This window comes from Thermus sediminis (assembly GCF_003426945.1).
GTDB classification, from domain to species: Bacteria; Deinococcota; Deinococci; order Deinococcales; family Thermaceae; genus Thermus; species Thermus sediminis.
The window spans coordinates 414,540-429,501 of sequence record NZ_QURO01000004.1; the positions used below are offsets into that span (position 1 = coordinate 414,540).

14 protein-coding genes and 2 tRNA genes are annotated in these 14,962 nt (G+C 67.9%); 6 read left to right on the plus strand and 10 right to left on the minus strand.

Annotated features, from left to right (window positions below; all coding sequences use genetic code 11):
• Positions 1-9 precede the first annotated feature (9 nt).
• The gene (locus ATI37_RS02840) at positions 10-1,533 is read left to right on the plus strand and encodes a nicotinate phosphoribosyltransferase (protein ID WP_117237023.1); all 1,524 of its coding nucleotides are present in this window, start codon (positions 10-12) and stop codon (positions 1,531-1,533) included.
• Here the strand turns inward: ATI37_RS02840 and clpX are convergent.
• The 6 genes from clpX to ATI37_RS02870 form a co-directional block, all read right to left on the minus strand.
• Positions 1,530-2,720: an ATP-dependent Clp protease ATP-binding subunit ClpX gene (gene clpX / locus ATI37_RS02845; protein ID WP_117237024.1), complete on the minus strand. Its 1,191-nt coding sequence runs from the start codon at positions 2,718-2,720 to the stop codon at positions 1,530-1,532. The two genes, ATI37_RS02840 and clpX, sit on opposite strands and share 4 nt — an antisense overlap.
• Positions 2,707-3,291 carry an ATP-dependent Clp endopeptidase proteolytic subunit ClpP gene (clpP, locus tag ATI37_RS02850; protein ID WP_117237025.1) on the minus strand — a complete coding sequence of 195 codons (585 nt, stop codon included), beginning with the start codon at positions 3,289-3,291 and terminating at the stop codon, positions 2,707-2,709. Before clpP ends, clpX begins: the two co-directional genes overlap by 14 nt.
• Before the next feature lie 50 nt (positions 3,292-3,341).
• Positions 3,342-4,562, minus strand: coding sequence for a trigger factor (gene tig, locus ATI37_RS02855; RefSeq protein ID WP_157969074.1), 1,221 nt, complete (start codon positions 4,560-4,562; stop codon positions 3,342-3,344).
• 34 nt (positions 4,563-4,596) lie between these two features.
• Positions 4,597-4,681 (minus strand) — tRNA-Leu (locus ATI37_RS02860).
• Positions 4,682-4,733: 52 nt separating this feature from the next.
• Positions 4,734-4,810 (minus strand) — tRNA-His (locus tag ATI37_RS02865).
• A 28-nt stretch (positions 4,811-4,838) separates the two neighbouring features.
• Positions 4,839-5,123 (minus strand): rhodanese-like domain-containing protein, encoded by a 285-nt coding sequence (locus ATI37_RS02870; RefSeq protein WP_117238492.1) that lies wholly within the window; start codon positions 5,121-5,123, stop codon positions 4,839-4,841.
• 143 nt (positions 5,124-5,266) lie between these two features.
• Here ATI37_RS02870 and carB point away from each other — a divergent pair, with 143 nt between their 5' ends.
• Both carB and ATI37_RS02880 read left to right on the plus strand, forming a co-directional pair.
• Positions 5,267-8,359 carry a carbamoyl-phosphate synthase large subunit gene (gene carB / locus ATI37_RS02875; protein ID WP_117237027.1) on the plus strand — a complete coding sequence of 1,031 codons (3,093 nt, stop codon included), beginning with the start codon at positions 5,267-5,269 and terminating at the stop codon, positions 8,357-8,359.
• Positions 8,356-8,685, plus strand: a complete 330-nt coding sequence (locus ATI37_RS02880) for a cyclic-di-AMP receptor (RefSeq protein ID WP_117237028.1) — start codon at positions 8,356-8,358, stop codon at positions 8,683-8,685. Before carB ends, ATI37_RS02880 begins: the two co-directional genes overlap by 4 nt.
• 195 nt (positions 8,686-8,880) lie before the next feature.
• On the opposite strand, the gene ATI37_RS02885 is transcribed toward ATI37_RS02880, so the two are convergent.
• The 4 genes from ATI37_RS02885 to ATI37_RS02895 are packed head-to-tail and all read right to left on the minus strand — an operon-like array spanning position 8,881 to position 12,696.
• Positions 8,881-9,729 carry a CoA transferase gene (locus tag ATI37_RS02885; protein ID WP_117237029.1) on the minus strand — a complete coding sequence of 283 codons (849 nt, stop codon included), beginning with the start codon at positions 9,727-9,729 and terminating at the stop codon, positions 8,881-8,883.
• Positions 9,701-10,429 (minus strand): SDR family NAD(P)-dependent oxidoreductase, encoded by a 729-nt coding sequence (locus tag ATI37_RS11655; protein ID WP_198665493.1) that lies wholly within the window; start codon positions 10,427-10,429, stop codon positions 9,701-9,703. Before ATI37_RS11655 ends, ATI37_RS02885 begins: the two co-directional genes overlap by 29 nt.
• A 9-nt stretch (positions 10,430-10,438) precedes the next feature.
• Positions 10,439-11,593: a thiolase family protein gene (locus tag ATI37_RS11660; RefSeq protein ID WP_198665494.1), complete on the minus strand. Its 1,155-nt coding sequence runs from the start codon at positions 11,591-11,593 to the stop codon at positions 10,439-10,441.
• Complete coding sequence (locus ATI37_RS02895) at positions 11,578-12,696, minus strand: acyl-CoA dehydrogenase family protein (protein WP_332871161.1); 1,119 nt, start codon at positions 12,694-12,696, stop codon at positions 11,578-11,580. Before ATI37_RS02895 ends, ATI37_RS11660 begins: the two co-directional genes overlap by 16 nt.
• A 218-nt stretch (positions 12,697-12,914) precedes the next feature.
• Here ATI37_RS02895 and ATI37_RS02900 point away from each other — a divergent pair, with 218 nt between their 5' ends.
• From ATI37_RS02900 to ATI37_RS02910, 3 genes are read left to right on the plus strand one after another with little or no spacing between them, the layout of a single operon-like run.
• Positions 12,915-13,745 carry an IS256 family transposase gene (locus tag ATI37_RS02900; RefSeq protein WP_117237030.1) on the plus strand — a complete coding sequence of 277 codons (831 nt, stop codon included), beginning with the start codon at positions 12,915-12,917 and terminating at the stop codon, positions 13,743-13,745.
• On the plus strand, positions 13,696-14,052 hold the full coding sequence (locus tag ATI37_RS12430) for a transposase (protein ID WP_157969068.1): 357 nt from the start codon (positions 13,696-13,698) through the stop codon (positions 14,050-14,052). The genes ATI37_RS02900 and ATI37_RS12430 overlap by 50 nt, the downstream gene beginning before the upstream one ends.
• A 12-nt stretch (positions 14,053-14,064) precedes the next feature.
• Entirely contained in the window at positions 14,065-14,952 is an 888-nt protein-coding gene (locus tag ATI37_RS02910; RefSeq protein ID WP_269801880.1) for a tyrosine-type recombinase/integrase, read from the plus strand.
• The last annotated feature ends 10 nt before the right edge of the window (positions 14,953-14,962 follow it).

The window sequence follows — 14,962 nt, forward strand, 5'->3', positions numbered from 1 at the left end:
GCTACCCCCATGGACCCCTTCGGCATCCTCTACACCGACCTCTACCAGCTCACCATGGGCCAGGTCTACTTCCGGATGGGGCTCCACGAACGCGAAGCCCTCTTTGAGGCCTTTTACCGCAAGAACCCCGACTACGGGGCCCACCAGGCGGGCTACACCGTCTTTGCCGGGCTGGACCCCCTCCTCTCCTGGATGGAGGAGGCCCGCTTCGGCGAGGCGGAGCTCGCCGCCCTGAGGGCCCTCAAAAGCCGCTCCGGCAAACCCCTCTTCGCTGAGGACTACCTGGCCTACCTAAAGGAGATGGGAGGCTTCTCCGGCCTCACCCTGAGGGCCATCCCAGAGGGCCGGGTAGCCCACCCCCAGGTCCCCCTCATCACCGTGGAGGGGCCCCTCCTCCAGGCCCAGCTCCTGGAAACGGCCCTCTTAAACCGCATCAACCACGAAACCCTCATCGCCACCAAGGCTAGCCGGGTGCGGGAGGCGGCGGGGGAGGCGGTGGTCCTGGAGTTCGGCCTGCGCCGGGCCCCCGCCAAGGGGGGGGAGAGCGCCACCCGAGCAAGCCTCATCGGGGGGGCGAACCGGAGTAGCGCCGTCTCCCTATCCCACCTCCTGGGCCTCCCCTCTTCCGGCACCCACGCCCACAGCCTGGTCCAGGCCTTCTTGGCCTTGGGCCACTCGGAGGAGGAGGCCTTCTTCGCCTTCGCCGAGGTCTTCCCCGACGACACCATCCTCCTCCTGGACACCGTGGACACCCTCCACTCGGGCCTTCCCCACGCCATCAAGGTCTTTGAAGCCTTGCGCAGAAAGGGGCACAGGCCCCTGGGGGTGCGGATCGATTCGGGGGACCTGGCCTACCTGGCCATCCAGGCGGCCCGGGAACTGGATAGGGCGGGCTTCCCCGAGACCCTGATCGTCCTCTCCGGGGACCTGGACGAGCTCGTCATCTGGCAGATCAAGAGCCAGATCCTCGAGGAGGCCCCCCGCTACGGAGTGGACCCGGAGGAGCTTTTAAAGCGCCTGGTCTATGGGGTGGGCACCCGGATGGTGGTCTCCTGGGGCTACCCGGCCCTGGGGGGGGTGTACAAGCTGGTGGCCATCCGCAGAGAGGGCGCCTGGGCCCCCGCCATCAAGATCTCGGACTCCCTGGAGAAGGTCCTGAACCCCGGGCACAAGGGGGTCTACCGGGTCTACGACGGGCGGGGCCTGGCCACCGCCGATCTCCTAGCCCTGGCCGAGGAGGAGGTGCAGGGGGACAGGCCCCTCACCCTCCGCCACCCCACGGACCCCACCAAGAGGCGGACCCTGAGCCCCGGAAGCTTCACCCTGGAACCCCTCCTGGTGGAGGCCTTCCAGGGAGGAAGGCGCCTCTTCCCACCCCTCCCCATAGAAACCTTGAGGAGGAGGCGGGACGAGGACGTGGCCCGGCTGGACCCGGGGGTCCGGCGCCTGGTGAACCCCCACATCTACCACGTATCCCTCACGGAGAGGCTCTTCGCCCTCAAGGAGGAGCTGGTGAGGAGGCTTGGGAGCTAGGAGGCCTGCTTGAGCCTGGCCTCCTCCAAGGCCTTCAAGGGCTGGTCCAGGTGGGGAAGGTCTAGGACGAGCTCCCGCACCCCGCTGCCCGGGGCCTCAAACATCAGGTCCACCATGGCCTTCTCCAGGATGGCCCTAAGGCCCCGGGCCCCCGTGCCCCGCTTCAGGGCCCGGCGGGCCACCTCCCTCAAGGCGGCCTGGGTGAAGCGGAGCTCAATCCCCTCCATGCGCAAAAGCTCCTGGTACTGCTTCACCAAGGCGTTCCTGGGCTCGGTGAGGATGCGCACCAGGTCGTCCTCGGTCAGGGGGTGGAGCTGGACGATCAGGGGGGCCCGGCCCACGAACTCGGGGATGAGGCCAAACTTCACCAGGTCCTCGGGGATGACCTCCAGGGGCTCCTCCTTGGCCTTGGCCCGGGTGAAGCCGATGGACGTGCGCTCGGTGCGGGCCTTGACGATGTTCTCCAGGCCCTCAAAGGCCCCGCCCAGGATGAAGAGGATGTTCTTGGTGTTCACCGGGATGAACTCCTGGTGGGGGTGCTTCCTGCCCCCCTGGGGAGGGACGTTGGCGATGGTGCCCTCAATGATCTTGAGGAGGGCCTGCTGCACCCCCTCCCCGGAGACGTCCCGGGTGAGGGAGGGGTTTTCCGACTTGCGGGCGATCTTGTCGATCTCGTCAATGTAGACGATGCCCATCTCCGCCCGCTCCACGTCAAAGTCGGCGTTCTGGAGGAGGCGCAGGATGACGTTCTCCACGTCCTCCCCCACGTACCCCGCCTCGGTGAGGGTGGTGGCGTCGGCGATGGCGAAGGGGACCTCGAGGAAACGGGCCAGGGTTTCCGCCAGGAGGGTCTTCCCGGTCCCCGTGGGGCCGATGAGGAGGATGTTGGCCTTGCCGATCTCCGCCTCGGGGTGGAGGAGGCGCTTGTAGTGGTTGTAGACGGCCACGGAGAGGGCCCTTTTGGCCGCCTCCTGTCCCACCACGTACCCGTCCAGGTGGGCCTTGATCTCCTGGGGCTTGGGCAAACGGGTGGGACCCTTGGGCCTTGCCCCCTGGCGGAAGATCCCCTGGGCCCGCTCCACGCAGTCCTCGCAGATATAGACCTCGTCTATGGGGCTTTCCAGGAGCCGCCCGGTTTCTGGGGGGCGGAGACCGCAAAAGCTGCAGCGGGGCCTAGGCCTCTTCACGGGTCACCACCTGGTCGATGAGGCCGTACTCCAGGGCCTCCCGGGCGGAGAGGTAGTAGTCCCGGTCGGTATCCCTTTCCACCTTCTCCAGAGGCTGGCCGGTGTGTTTGGCCAGGATCTCGTTCAGGAGTTTCTTGGCCTTGAGGATCTCCTGGGCCTGGATGGCGATGTCGCTGGCCGTGCCCCGGGCCCCGCCCCAGGGCTGATGAATCATCACCTTGGAGTGGGGCAGGGCGTAGCGGCGGCCCTTCTCCCCCGCCGCCAGGATCACCGCTGCCATGCTGGCGGCCATGCCGATCACGATGGTGGACACAGGGGCCCGGACGAACTGCATGGTGTCGTAGATGGCCAGCCCCGCGTCCACCTCCCCCCCAGGCGAGTTGATGTAGAGGCGAATCTCCTGGTTGGAGTTCTGGGCATCCAGGAAAAGGAGCTGGGCCACAATGGTGTTGGCCACCTGGGCGTCTATGGGGGTACCCAGGAAGATGATCCGGTCTTTGAGGAGCCGGGAGTAGATGTCGTAAACCCGCTCCCCACGGGCGGTCTGCTCTATGACGTAGGGGATGACCATACTTCTCTCATTTTAGCAGCGGCCCTAGGGGAAACCCCCTCCTAGGCCACTTAGGGGATTTTTAGCTGGGCAACCGCTTCCCGGACCGCCTTGTCCTGGAGGTAGACGGCCCTGAGGCGGGCAAGGCCCCCTTCCCCTAACCGCCGCCTCAGCTCCTGCAGGCCCACGCCCTGGGAGCGGGCCACCCTTTGGAGGTAGGCCTGCCACTCCTCCTCCGTCACCTGGGGGTTCAGCTCCTCGGCCAACCTCCCCTTGGCCAAGGAGCGCCTCACCCGTTTCAGGGCCTCTCCTCTGAGCTCCTCCTTGAACTTCTGGAGCTCCCCCCTCTCTTCCAGGGCCTTCAGGTAGGCCTCTAGGGGGATGCCCTGTTGGTAGAGGTCCTCCGCCAAACGCTCCAGGAGGTGGCCCTCCTCCCTCTCCACCATGGAAGGGGGAATATCCGCCTCCAGGCCCTCGGAAAGCTTTTCCAGAAAAGCCCGCTCCCTGGCCTCCTGGTACTCCCTTTCCGCCTGGCGCCGGAGGCTTTCCCGCACCCTGGCCTTGAGGTCCTCCAGGCTCTCTGCCTCCAGGGTCTTGGCGAACTCCTCGTCTAACTCGGGGAGCTCCAGGGCCTTGACCTCGAGGACCTCGGTGCGCGCCTCCCGCACCTTCTCGCCCTTCTCGCTCAGGACGGGGACCATAAGCACGTCCCCCGCCCTCTTGCCCAAGAGGGCCTCCCGCACGTGGGGCAGGGCCTTGGAGAGGTCAATGGGGAACTCCGCCCCCTCCTCGGTGCGGACGAAGACGTGATCCCCTTCCCTGGCTTCCCGGTCCACGGGGGAAAGCTCGGCGTAACGGTGGCGGAGCTCTTCTAGGGCCTTCTCCACCATCTCCTCGGTGATCTCCAGGGGAGGTACCTCCAAGGTGAAGCTCCGCCAGTCGGGGAGCCTCACCTCGGGATAGTTCTCCACCTCGGCCACGTAGCGGAAGCCCCCCCCCTCCTTGAGCTCCTCCTCCACCACCCGGGCGGCCACGGGCAGAAGGCCCAGCTCCCGCACGGCCTCGGGGTAGGTCTCCTCCACCAGGCGCTCCTTGAGGTCGCTCAATAGCTCCTGCCGGCCCAGGCGGGCCTCCACCACCTTCAGGGGGGCCTTGCCGGGGCGGAAGCCGGGGATCTTGACCCTCCGAGCCAGGTCCTTCAGCATGGCCTGGTAGCTGGCCTCCACCCTCTCCGCCGGGACCTCAACCCGGACCCTCACCAGATAGCCGGAACGCTCCACGATTTCCGCCACGCCCCACCTCGCCAAAAGGGGGGCCTCGCCCCTTTGGTGCGAGGAGCGGGACTTGAACCCGCACGGGTTACCCCACCGGATCCTAAGTCCGGCGCGTCTACCGGTTCCGCCATCCTCGCAAGGAGGGCGAGGCCCTCCCCCAAAAGACCGCCCCCCACAGGGTGAGGGGATTGGGGTGAGCGATGGGACTTGAACCCACGACCCCCGGATCCACAGTCCGGTGCTCTGACCAGCTGAGCTACGCTCACCACGCTCAGCACCCGCCATTCTACGGGGCTATCTGCCCCCCGTCAAGGCCTCCAAGCCCCCTTCCAGGCTCATGGCCTCGTACCCCTCCGCCTCCAGGTAGAGGGCAGCCACCTGGCTCAAAAGCCCCCTCTCGCAGACTAAGAGGAGGGGAACCTTGGGCAGGCCGTGCTCTCCCTTCTGGATCTTATCCAGGGAAACCCGCTCGGCGGGGAAGGGCAAAGGGGTGGTCCCCCTATCCGGGGGGCGGACGTCCACCACCTTCACCCCCCTTTCCAGAAGGGCGGGAATCTCCTCCGGGCGCACCCTACGCACAAGACCAGTATACCCCTGCCTGGGGCGGGAGGCCGGAAGCATAGGCGAACCTATGCACATTAGCCGGGCAAAAGCGCATAAGTTTGCAATCCACCCCTTGGCCCACGCTCCCCCTTGTGCTAAGCTTGTCCCTCGGGTGCGCGATGCCGCCGAGAAGAGACCTCAGGAAAATCCTCATCATCGGCTCCGGGCCCATCACCATAGGCCAGGCCGCGGAGTTTGACTACTCGGGCACCCAGGCGGTGAAAGCCCTGAGGGGAGCGGGGTACGAGGCCATCCTGGTCAACTCCAACCCCGCCACCATCATGACCGACCCGGAGCTTGCGGAAAGGACCTATGTTGAGCCCCTCACCCTGGAGGCCCTGGAGAAGGTCATCGCCAAGGAGGCCCCGGACGCCCTCCTCCCCACCCTGGGGGGGCAGACGGCCTTGAACCTCGCCATGGCCCTCCACGAGGAGGGGATTTTGGACCGCTACGGGGTGGAGCTCATCGGGGCCAAGGCGGAGGCCATCCGGAAGGGGGAGGACCGGGAAGCATTCCAGAAGGCCATGCGGAAGATCGGCCTCGAGGTGCCCCGGGGCCAGATGGTGGGGAGCGTGGAGGAAGGCCTCCACTTCGCCCGGGAGGTGGGCTACCCGGTGGTGGTCCGCCCCTCCTTCACCCTGGGGGGCACCGGGGGCGGCATCGCCAGGAGCGAGGCCGAGCTCAAAGAGGTCCTCGCCCGGGGCCTGGCCCTCTCCCCCGTCCACACCGCCTTGGTGGAGGAGTCGGTGCTGGGCTGGAAGGAGTTTGAGCTGGAGGTGATGCGGGACCACGCGGACACCGTGGTCATCATCACCAGCATCGAGAACCTGGACCCCATGGGGGTCCACACCGGGGACTCCATCACCGTGGCCCCCGCCCAGACCCTCTCCGACCTCGAGTACCAACGCATGCGGGACGCCGCCAAGGCGGTGATCCGGGAGATCGGGGTGGACACCGGGGGGTCCAACATCCAGTTCGCCGTGGACCCCAAAACAGGCCGCCAGGTGGTCATCGAGATGAACCCCCGGGTCTCCCGCTCCTCGGCCCTCGCCTCCAAGGCCACGGGCTTCCCCATCGCCAAGATCGCCGCCCTCCTGGCGGTGGGCTACCGCCTGGACGAGCTCCCCAACGACATCACCCGCAAGACCCCCGCCTCCTTTGAGCCCACCATCGACTACGTGGTGGTCAAGATCCCCCGCTTCGCCTTTGAGAAGTTTAAGGACCTCCCCAACACCCTGGGGGAGCTTGGGGACGAGCTTGGGACCCAGATGAAGTCCGTGGGGGAGGTGATGGCCATGGGCCGCACCTTCAAGGAGGCCCTCATGAAGGCCCTGAGGGGCCTGGAGAGGGACGTAAGGGCCCTGGCGGGGGTGAGGACAGAGGACCTGGAGCGGAAGCTCTACCCCAACCCCGACCGCATCTACGCCGTCTTGGAGCTTCTAAGACGGGGGATGCCCGTGGAGGCGCTCCATCAGGCCACCCGCATAGACCCCTGGTTCCTCCATCAGATGCAGGAGATCGTGGAGGCGGAGGCCTGGCTCAAGGACGACCCCCCCAAGGACCGGGAGACCTGGCGCTTCTACAAGGGGCTGGGGCTTTCCGATGCCTGGATGGGAGAGCTTTTGGGGAGGGGGGAGGGGGAGGTGCGGAAGGCGCGCCAGGCCCTGGGGGTGGCCCCCGTGTACAAGACCGTGGACACCTGCGCCGCCGAGTTTGAGGCCTACACCCCCTACCACTACTCCACCTACGAGCTGGAGGACGAGGTCTGGCCCACGGGGAAGCCCAAGGTGGTCATCCTGGGCTCGGGGCCCATAAGGATCAGCCAGGGGGTGGAGTTCGACTACGCCACGGTGCACGCCGTCTGGGCCCTGAAGGAGGCGGGCTTTGAGACCATCATGGTGAACTCCAACCCCGAGACCGTCTCCACCGACTACGACACCGCGGACCGCCTCTACTTTGAACCCCTCACCCTGGAGGACGTCCTCAACCTGGTGGAGCACGAGAAGCCCCTGGGGGTCATCGCCACCTTGGGGGGGCAGACCCCCTTGAAGCTGGCGAAGGGCCTCGAGGAGGCAGGGGTCAGGCTCCTCGGCACCCCCTTCCAGGCCATCCACCAGGCGGAGGACCGGGAGGCCTTCCACCGCCTCTGCCAACGCCTCGGCATCCCCCAGCCCGAAGGAAGGGTGGCGAGGAGCCCGGAAGAAGCCCTGAGGCTTGCGGAGGAGGTGGGCTTCCCCCTTCTGGCCCGGCCCAGCTATGTGCTGGGGGGGCGGGCCATGCGGGTCCTGAGGAGCCAAGAGGAGCTCAGGCGCTACCTGGAGGAGGTCTACGAGCCCCTGCAGGAAAAGCCCTCCATCCTCCTGGACCGCTACCTGGAAGGGGCCTTGGAGCTAGACGTGGACGCCCTCTCCGACGGGGAGGAGGTCATGGTGGCCGGGGTGATGGAGCACGTGGAGCGGGCCGGGGTCCACTCCGGGGACTCGGCCACGGTGCTTCCCCCGGTCCACCTCTCCGAGGCCGCCTTGAACAAGGTCCGGGACTACACCCGCCGCCTGGCCCTAGCCCTCGGGGTCAAGGGGCTTTTGAACGTCCAGTACGCCGTCCTCAGGGAGGAGGTCTACGTCCTCGAGGCCAACCCCCGGGCCAGCCGCACCGTCCCCTTCGTCTCCAAGGCCATCGGCCTGCCCCTGGCCAAGCTGGCGGCCCTCATCGCCGTGGGCAAGACCCTAAGGGAGCTCGGCGTGCGGGACCTGGACCCCGTCCCCCCCCACTACGCGGTGAAGGAGGTGGTCATCCCCTGGCTCAAGTTCCCCGGGGTGATCCCCGTCCTCGGGCCGGAGATGCGCTCCACCGGGGAGAGCATGGGGATAGACGAGGACCCCTACCTGGCCTACTACAAAGCCCAGCTCGGGGCGGGGCAAAGGCTTCCCCTCTTTGGGCGGGTGCGCTTCCTCGGCGAGGGAGAGGCGTTGGAAGAGGTGAAGCGGGCCTACCTGGAGGCGGGCTTTACCTTGAGCGAGGGGGAGTACGACCTCCTCATCAGCCTCCTCCCCCACCCTGAGCTGAGGCGGGCCGTGGAGGGGGGGCTTCCCTTCATCACCACCCTCGAGGGGGCCTTCTGGAGCCTGAAGGCCATCCTCCGGGCCCGGCAAAAACCCCTAGGGGTGCGGAGCCTCCAGGGGTGGCACCGGTTGTACAATAGGGTGCAATGAAGCTCGTCATTGCCATTGTGCAGGACACGGACGCCCCTGGGCTCACCAAGGCCCTTCTGGAACGGGGGCTCCAGTCCACCAAGCTGGCCTCCACCGGGGGGTTTCTCAGGGAAGGGAACACCACCCTCCTCATCGGCCTGGAGGACGATAGGGTCCCCGAGGTCCTGGAGCTGATCCGGGAGAAGTGCCGCACCCGCACCCGCCTGGTTACCCGCGCCCTCCCCCTCTCCGAGGCCCCCGACCCCTTCCTGCAAAACCCTGTAGAGGTCCAGGTGGGTGGGGCTGTGGTCTTCGTAGTGCCGGTGGAGGGATTTTTCAAGGTGTGATACGCAGGACTTTACCCACGACTTCCCCCATTCCCTTTCTACGCGTTGCCAAGTGCCCTGAGGAGTAGTGGGCGGTAGTGGCCTACATGCTCCACCTCAACAACCTCCTCCCCAAGGACTTTGTCCTAGATGCCAAGAACGCCAAGGACCTCACCCTGACGCCTTCCCGATAGGGAACAAAGGCCCCCCGGCCCCTCAAGGGCCGGGGGTTTTTCCCTTCACCCTGCGCAAGGGAAGCCCCTCTGCCCGGGCCCAGGCCTCCCACTCCAGGGCGGTGCGCTCCAGGAGGCGGGCGCGAAGCCTCTGGTAGGCGGGGTTCCCCTCCCAGGCGGGGCTGAAGGCGAGGTGGAGGAGGTCGGGAAGGCCCGCCCTCTCGCAGAAGCGGGCCCAGAGGTGGGGTTCAAGGGCCGCCAGGGCCACCTCCCCCTCCTCGGCGGGGTAGACCCCGTAGCAGAGGGCGGAGCCGTCCAGGAAAGGGACGGGGGGGTAGGCCATGGCCTTCACCGCCTCGGAGAGGGCCACCTCGTAAAACCCTCCCCCCAGGAGGAGGCCCTTCAGGGCCGTGAGGGCCAGGGCGTAGGCCCCCGCCAGATCGGCGAACTGGAAAGATTGCCAGGGAAAGCGGCCGAGAAGCCCCGCCTCCGCCAGGTAGGTGAGGTCATGGCCGGGGTCGGGGGTGTCCGGATACCCCCGGAGGCGCACGTAGACCAGCCCGGGGTTCTGGCCGAGGAGCGCCTCCGGCCCCAGGCCCAGCCGCTCCATGACCCCAGGGCGGTTGGACTCCAGGAGGAGGGCGCTCTCCCGCACCAGGGCCATGAGCCGCTCCCGGCCCTCCGCGGCCTTCAGGTCCAGGCTCAGGATCTCCTTGCCTGCGTTTAGGAAGGCGTAGGCCTCGGGGGCCAGGGCCTCCAGGGGGTCCCCCCCGGGGGGCTCCACCTTGAGGACGGGAAAGCCCATCTCCAAAAGGAGCTTCCCCGCCAGGGGCCCGGGAAGAAGGCGGGTCAGGTCCAGGACCCTACCGGGGGGCCATGCGGAGGGCGCCATCCAGCCGGATCACCTCCCCATTTAGCATGGGGTTTTCCAGGATGTGGAGCACTAAGGAGGCGTACTCCTCGGGGCGGCCCAGGCGCCGGGGAAAGGGCACCTGCTCCGCCAAGGAGGCCTTGGCCTTCTCGGGAAGCCCCTGGAGGAGGGGGGTGTCAAAGAGGCCCGGGGCGAGGGTCACCACCCGGATGCCCCACTCGGCGAGCTCCCGGGCCGCGGGCAGGGTGAGGGCCACCACGCCCCCCTTGCTGGCGGCGTAGGCCGCCTGGCCGATCTGCCCCTCGTAGGCGGCCACGCTGGCGGTGTTCACGATGACCCCCCGCCCTCCCTCCCCGTCCGGGGGGTTCTCCCGCATGGCCCAAGCAGCGAGGCGCAGGACGTTGAAGGTGCCCACCAGGTTGACCTCAATGACCTTCCGGAAGCCCTCCAGGTCGTGGGGCCCCTCCCGTCCCAGGATCTTCCTGGCCAGGCCCACCCCCGCAGCGTTCACCACGGCGAAGAGGGGCCCTTGGGCCACGGCCTCCGCCACCGCCCGCTCCACATCCCCTTCCCGGGCCACATCCCCCTCCACGTAGAGGAGGCTCTCCTCCCCCCGCCTGAGGTCCAGGACCACCACCTTGTACCCCTTGGCCCTAAGGGCCAAAGCCGCCGCCCGGCCCAGGCCCGAGGCCCCGCCCGTCACCAAAGCGCTCCTTTCCATAGACTCCTCCTAAATCCTCTGGATGACCGTGGCCGTGGCCTGGCCGTGGCCGATGCACATCACCTGGAGGCCGAACTCCCCACCGGTCCGCTCCAGCTCGTGGAGGAGCTTGGTCATGAGGACGGCCCCCGTGGCCCCCAGGGGGTGGCCGTGGGCGATGGCCCCGCCGTTTGGGTTAAGCCTTTCCGGGTCTGGGCCAAGCTCCCTTAAGAAGGCCAGGACCACGCTGGCGAAGGCCTCGTTGACCTCTATGACGTCCACGTCCCGGATGGAGCGCCTGGCCTTTTCCAGGGCCCTCTTGGCCGCGGGGATCACCTCCAGAAGCTGCAGGGTAGGGTCCCCCGCCACCACCACCCGGGCCAGGAAGCGGGCCCTAGGCCTCAGGCCCAAGGCCAGGGCCTTTTCCCTATCCCCCAGGAGAACCGCCGCCGCCCCGTCGGAGATCTGGCTGGAGTTACCGGCGGTGACCACCCCGTTCTCCCGGAAGACGGGCTTGAGGGAGAGCATCCTCTCGTAGTCCACGTCGGGCCGCACCCCCTCGTCCCGGGCGAGGAGAAAGGGCCTCCCCTCCGCATCCAGCCCCTCTACCGGCACCAGCTGCCCCAGGAAGCGCCCCTCCCGCTCCGCCTGGGCCGCCCGCTTATGGGAGAGATAGCCCCACTCGTCCAGTTCCTCCCGGCAGAACCCGTACCGCTCGGCGATGCGCTCGGCGCTCTCCCCCTGGTGAACAAGCTCATACCGCTGGAAGAGGGCGGGGTTAAGGGTCGAAAACCCCCCGCCGATGTCCGAGAACATGGGCACCCGGGTCATGCTCTCCACCCCCCCGGCGATGGCGAAGTCCAGGTCGCCGGCGGCGATGGCCTGGGCGGCGAAGTGGACCGCCTGCTGGCTAGAGCCGCACATCCGGTTTAGGGTGACGGCGGGGACCTCCTGGGGAAGCCGGGAGAGGAGGACGGCGAGCCGCCCCACGTTGGCCCCCTGCTCCCCCACCTGGGTCACACAGCCCGTGACCACGTCCCCGATGAGGCCTGGGTCCACTCCCGTGCGTTCAAGAAGGGCGTCCAAGACCCGGGCGTAGAGGGCATCGGGCCGCCACGCCCTCAGGGCCCCGTTCCGCCTGCCGATGGGGGTGCGCGCCGCCTCGAGGATCACCGGCTCTCCCATCTTTCCCTCCTAAGGAGCTCCCTAAGCACAATAACCCGCTGGATCTCCGAGGTGCCCTCGTAGATCTGGAGCACCTTGGCGTCCCGGTAAAGCTTGGCCATGGGGTAGTCCTCCGAGTAGCCGTTGCCCCCAAAGACCTGGAGGGCCTCGGAAACCCCCCGCACCGCGGCGTCCGCGGCGAAGGCCTTGGCCATGGCCGCCTCTAAGGCGTTGGCCTCCCCCCTCTCCGCCAGGTCCGCGGCCCGGTGGGCGAGGAGGCGGGCGGCCTCAAGGTCCATGGCCATCTCCGCCAGCTTGAACCCCACCCCCTGGTGCTCAAAAAGGGGCCTGCCAAAGGCCTCCCGCACCCTGGCGTAGGCTAGGGCCTCGTCCAAGGCCCGGCGCAGGAGGCCCACGGCCATGGCCGCCACCATGGGCCGGGAGCGGTCAAAGACCCGCATGGCCAGGCGGAAGCCCTCCCGGGCGATGAGGGCCTCCTCGGGGACGAAGACCCCCTCCAGGGCCACCTCGGCGGCGGAAGAGGCCTTCTGCCCCATCTTAGGCAGGGGCGGGCCCACCTCCACCCCCTCCTTCCGCTCCACCAAGAAGGCGGCGATCCCCTCCCGCCCCTCGGCCACCTTGGCGAAGACCACGAAAAAGCCCGCCTCGGGGGCGTGGCTGATCCAGGTCTTGCGGCCATAAAGCCGATAGCCTCCCGGAACCCGCTCCGCCCAGGTGCGGATGGCGGCCACGTCCGAGCCCGCGTGGGGCTCGGTCAGGGCGTAGGAGGCCACCTCCGCCTTCAGGCGGGGCAGGAAGGCCTGGGCGTACCGGCTTTCGGAGAGGAGAAGGGCGTCGGCCACCAGGTTGTTGAGGAGGAGGGCCGCCGCCACCCCAGGGCAGGCGTAGGCGAGCTCCTCCGCCACCAGGGCCAGGGCCCTGGGCCCAAGCCCTGCACCCCCAAAGGCCTCGGGCACCACCAGGGTAGGAAAGCCCAAGGCCGCGGCCTCCCGGAAAAGCTCCCAGGGAAACCGGGCCTCCCGGTCCAGCCTAGCCGCCTGGGGGAGAACCCTTTCCCGGGCGAAGCGCCGGGCCAGGTCCCGCACCGCCTCGAGGGTTTCCACGGGCACCTTCACCCCAAGCTTACCCTACCCTCCCCCGGGCAAGCAAGGCCTAGCGACACGCAAGGCCGGCCCCTCAGCCCCCCGGCCAGGGGTCAACCGTGGGAATCGGAGACTTCTCCACCTGACTACGAAGGCAGTAGCGCCATGTTCCCATCGTGGCGGGTCCGGAGGGGTTTGGGTAGTGTCACTTATTTTGTGGGTTAAGCATGGAGGGCTGAATGAACCAAGAGGGGTTCAAGAGGTTGACCAAGGAGGAGATCAGCCGGCGCATCCGGGAAGGGGTCAAGGCCATCATCGAGCAGGTGTTGGAAGAAGAGATGACCGAGCACCTGGCTGCGGGTTACCGTGAGCGCACCCCGAGCCGCCGCGGGGAGCGGAACGGCCACTACACCCGGGACCTCATCACGCCGGCAGGCAAGATCGCGCAGCTCCGGGTACCCCGGGACCGGGAGGGGACTTTCCTGACCGAGGTGTTGGAGCGCTACAAGCGGATGACCGGGGAGGTGGAAGAGGCCGTCCTGGAGATGGACCTGCAAGGGGTCTCCACCCGCAAGGTGGCGGCCATCACCGAAGGTCTGTCCCGAGTGCGGATTGCTAAGGACGCGGTCTCCAGGGTAGCCCAGCGCCTGGAGGAGGCGCCCTCTGCCTGGCGGGGCCGGCCCTTGGAGCTGGCTTACCCCTACCTCTACCTGGACGCGGCCTACTTCAAGGTGAACCGGGGCGGGCGGGTGGTGGACCTGGCCCTGCTGGTGGCGGTGGGGGTGAACGAGAAAGGCTACCGAGGTCACGGGCGCAGCCCGTACCTTTTGCTGCTGGCGGTGGAACCGGCGGGCGGGGAGCGGAAGGAGGCCTGGAGGAACCTCCGGAAGGGTCTGGTGGAGCGGGGGCTTCGTGGGGTGAGGCTGGTCATTTCCGACGACCCCCCTTCCATCCGCCAGGCGGCGAGGGCCGAGCTTCCTGGGGCCAGCTGGCAGCGGTGCGGAGCTCCAGGAGGTGTTTGTGGCGCGGCGGCGGGGCACGGCGGAATCTCTGGCCCGAGAGTTTGTTGAACGCTACCGGGACCGGTACAGGCGAGGGGTGGAGGTGTTTGCCCAGGGTTTGGGGGAAGCTCTGATCCACCTGGACTTTCCCAGCGGCCACCAGAAGCACATCAAGGGCACGAATGCGCTGGAGCGGCTTTTCCGGGAGGTGAAGCGGCGGACCAGGGCGGTTGGGGTTTTCCCCAGCGAGGGGAGCCTAGGGAATCTGGCCACGGTGGTGATGCTGAGAGCCACGGAGGACTGGGCGCTCAGGCGTTACCTGGACATGGCCCCGCTTTGGGCCGCGGAAGAGAAACCCACAAAAATCGCTACTTGACTCCCCAAGACCCTGGCCAACTACCGCCGGGAGTTGGGCTACCTCCTCCCCTACCTGGGCCCTAAGCGGCTACAAGACATCAAGCCCATGGACATCCGCCAAGCCTTAGACCGCATGGCCGCCCAGGGGTTGGGTACTTGGGCCAGGAGCAAGGCCCTCACCCACCTCCGGGCCATCTTCAAGGAGGCCCTGGCCCTGGAGCTGGTGCACCGGGACCCCACCGCCGCCATCCGGCTGGAGGGGAGCACGAGGGCTAGGGCTGGGAGGACCCTGGAACCTGGGGAGGCCACCCTTCTCCTGCGGGCGTTTGACTCCTGGCCTACCTGGGAGGTGGGCATGGCCCTTCGGCTGTGTCTAGCTATGGAGCTCAGGGTTGGGGAAGCCCTGGGGCTCAGGTGGGAGGACGTGGACCTGGTGGAGGGCACCCTCATCGTGCGCCGGGCATGGACCGCCCTAGGGGGCAAGGGCATCCTCACCGAGCCCAAGACCCCGCACTCTCGGAGGACCCTGCCCCTACCCAAGGCCACCCTGGAACGGCTAAAGGCCAGGTGGGAGGAGCTGGTGGCCAAGGGGGCGCGCCCCAGGGACCTGAGGGAGGCATGGCTATTCCCTAGCCCCAAGGACCCTGGTCAGCCCCTCAACCCCCACACCCTGGCCCACGCCCTGAGGAAGATGGTCGCCCGGCTAGGCATCCCACCCCTCCGGGTCCATGACCTCCGGCACTCCTACGGGTCCCTGCTCCTGGCCAACGGGGCCCCCCTAGAGCTGGTGAGTGAGCGGCTGGGCCACGCTAACCCCAGCATCACCCTCAACGTCTACCGCCACCTCCTGGCCCGCGAGAGGGCGGCGTGGGTGGTGGACCCCGAAGACCTCATCCACCGCCCCACGGCCCAGGCGTAGAGGTCAAAGG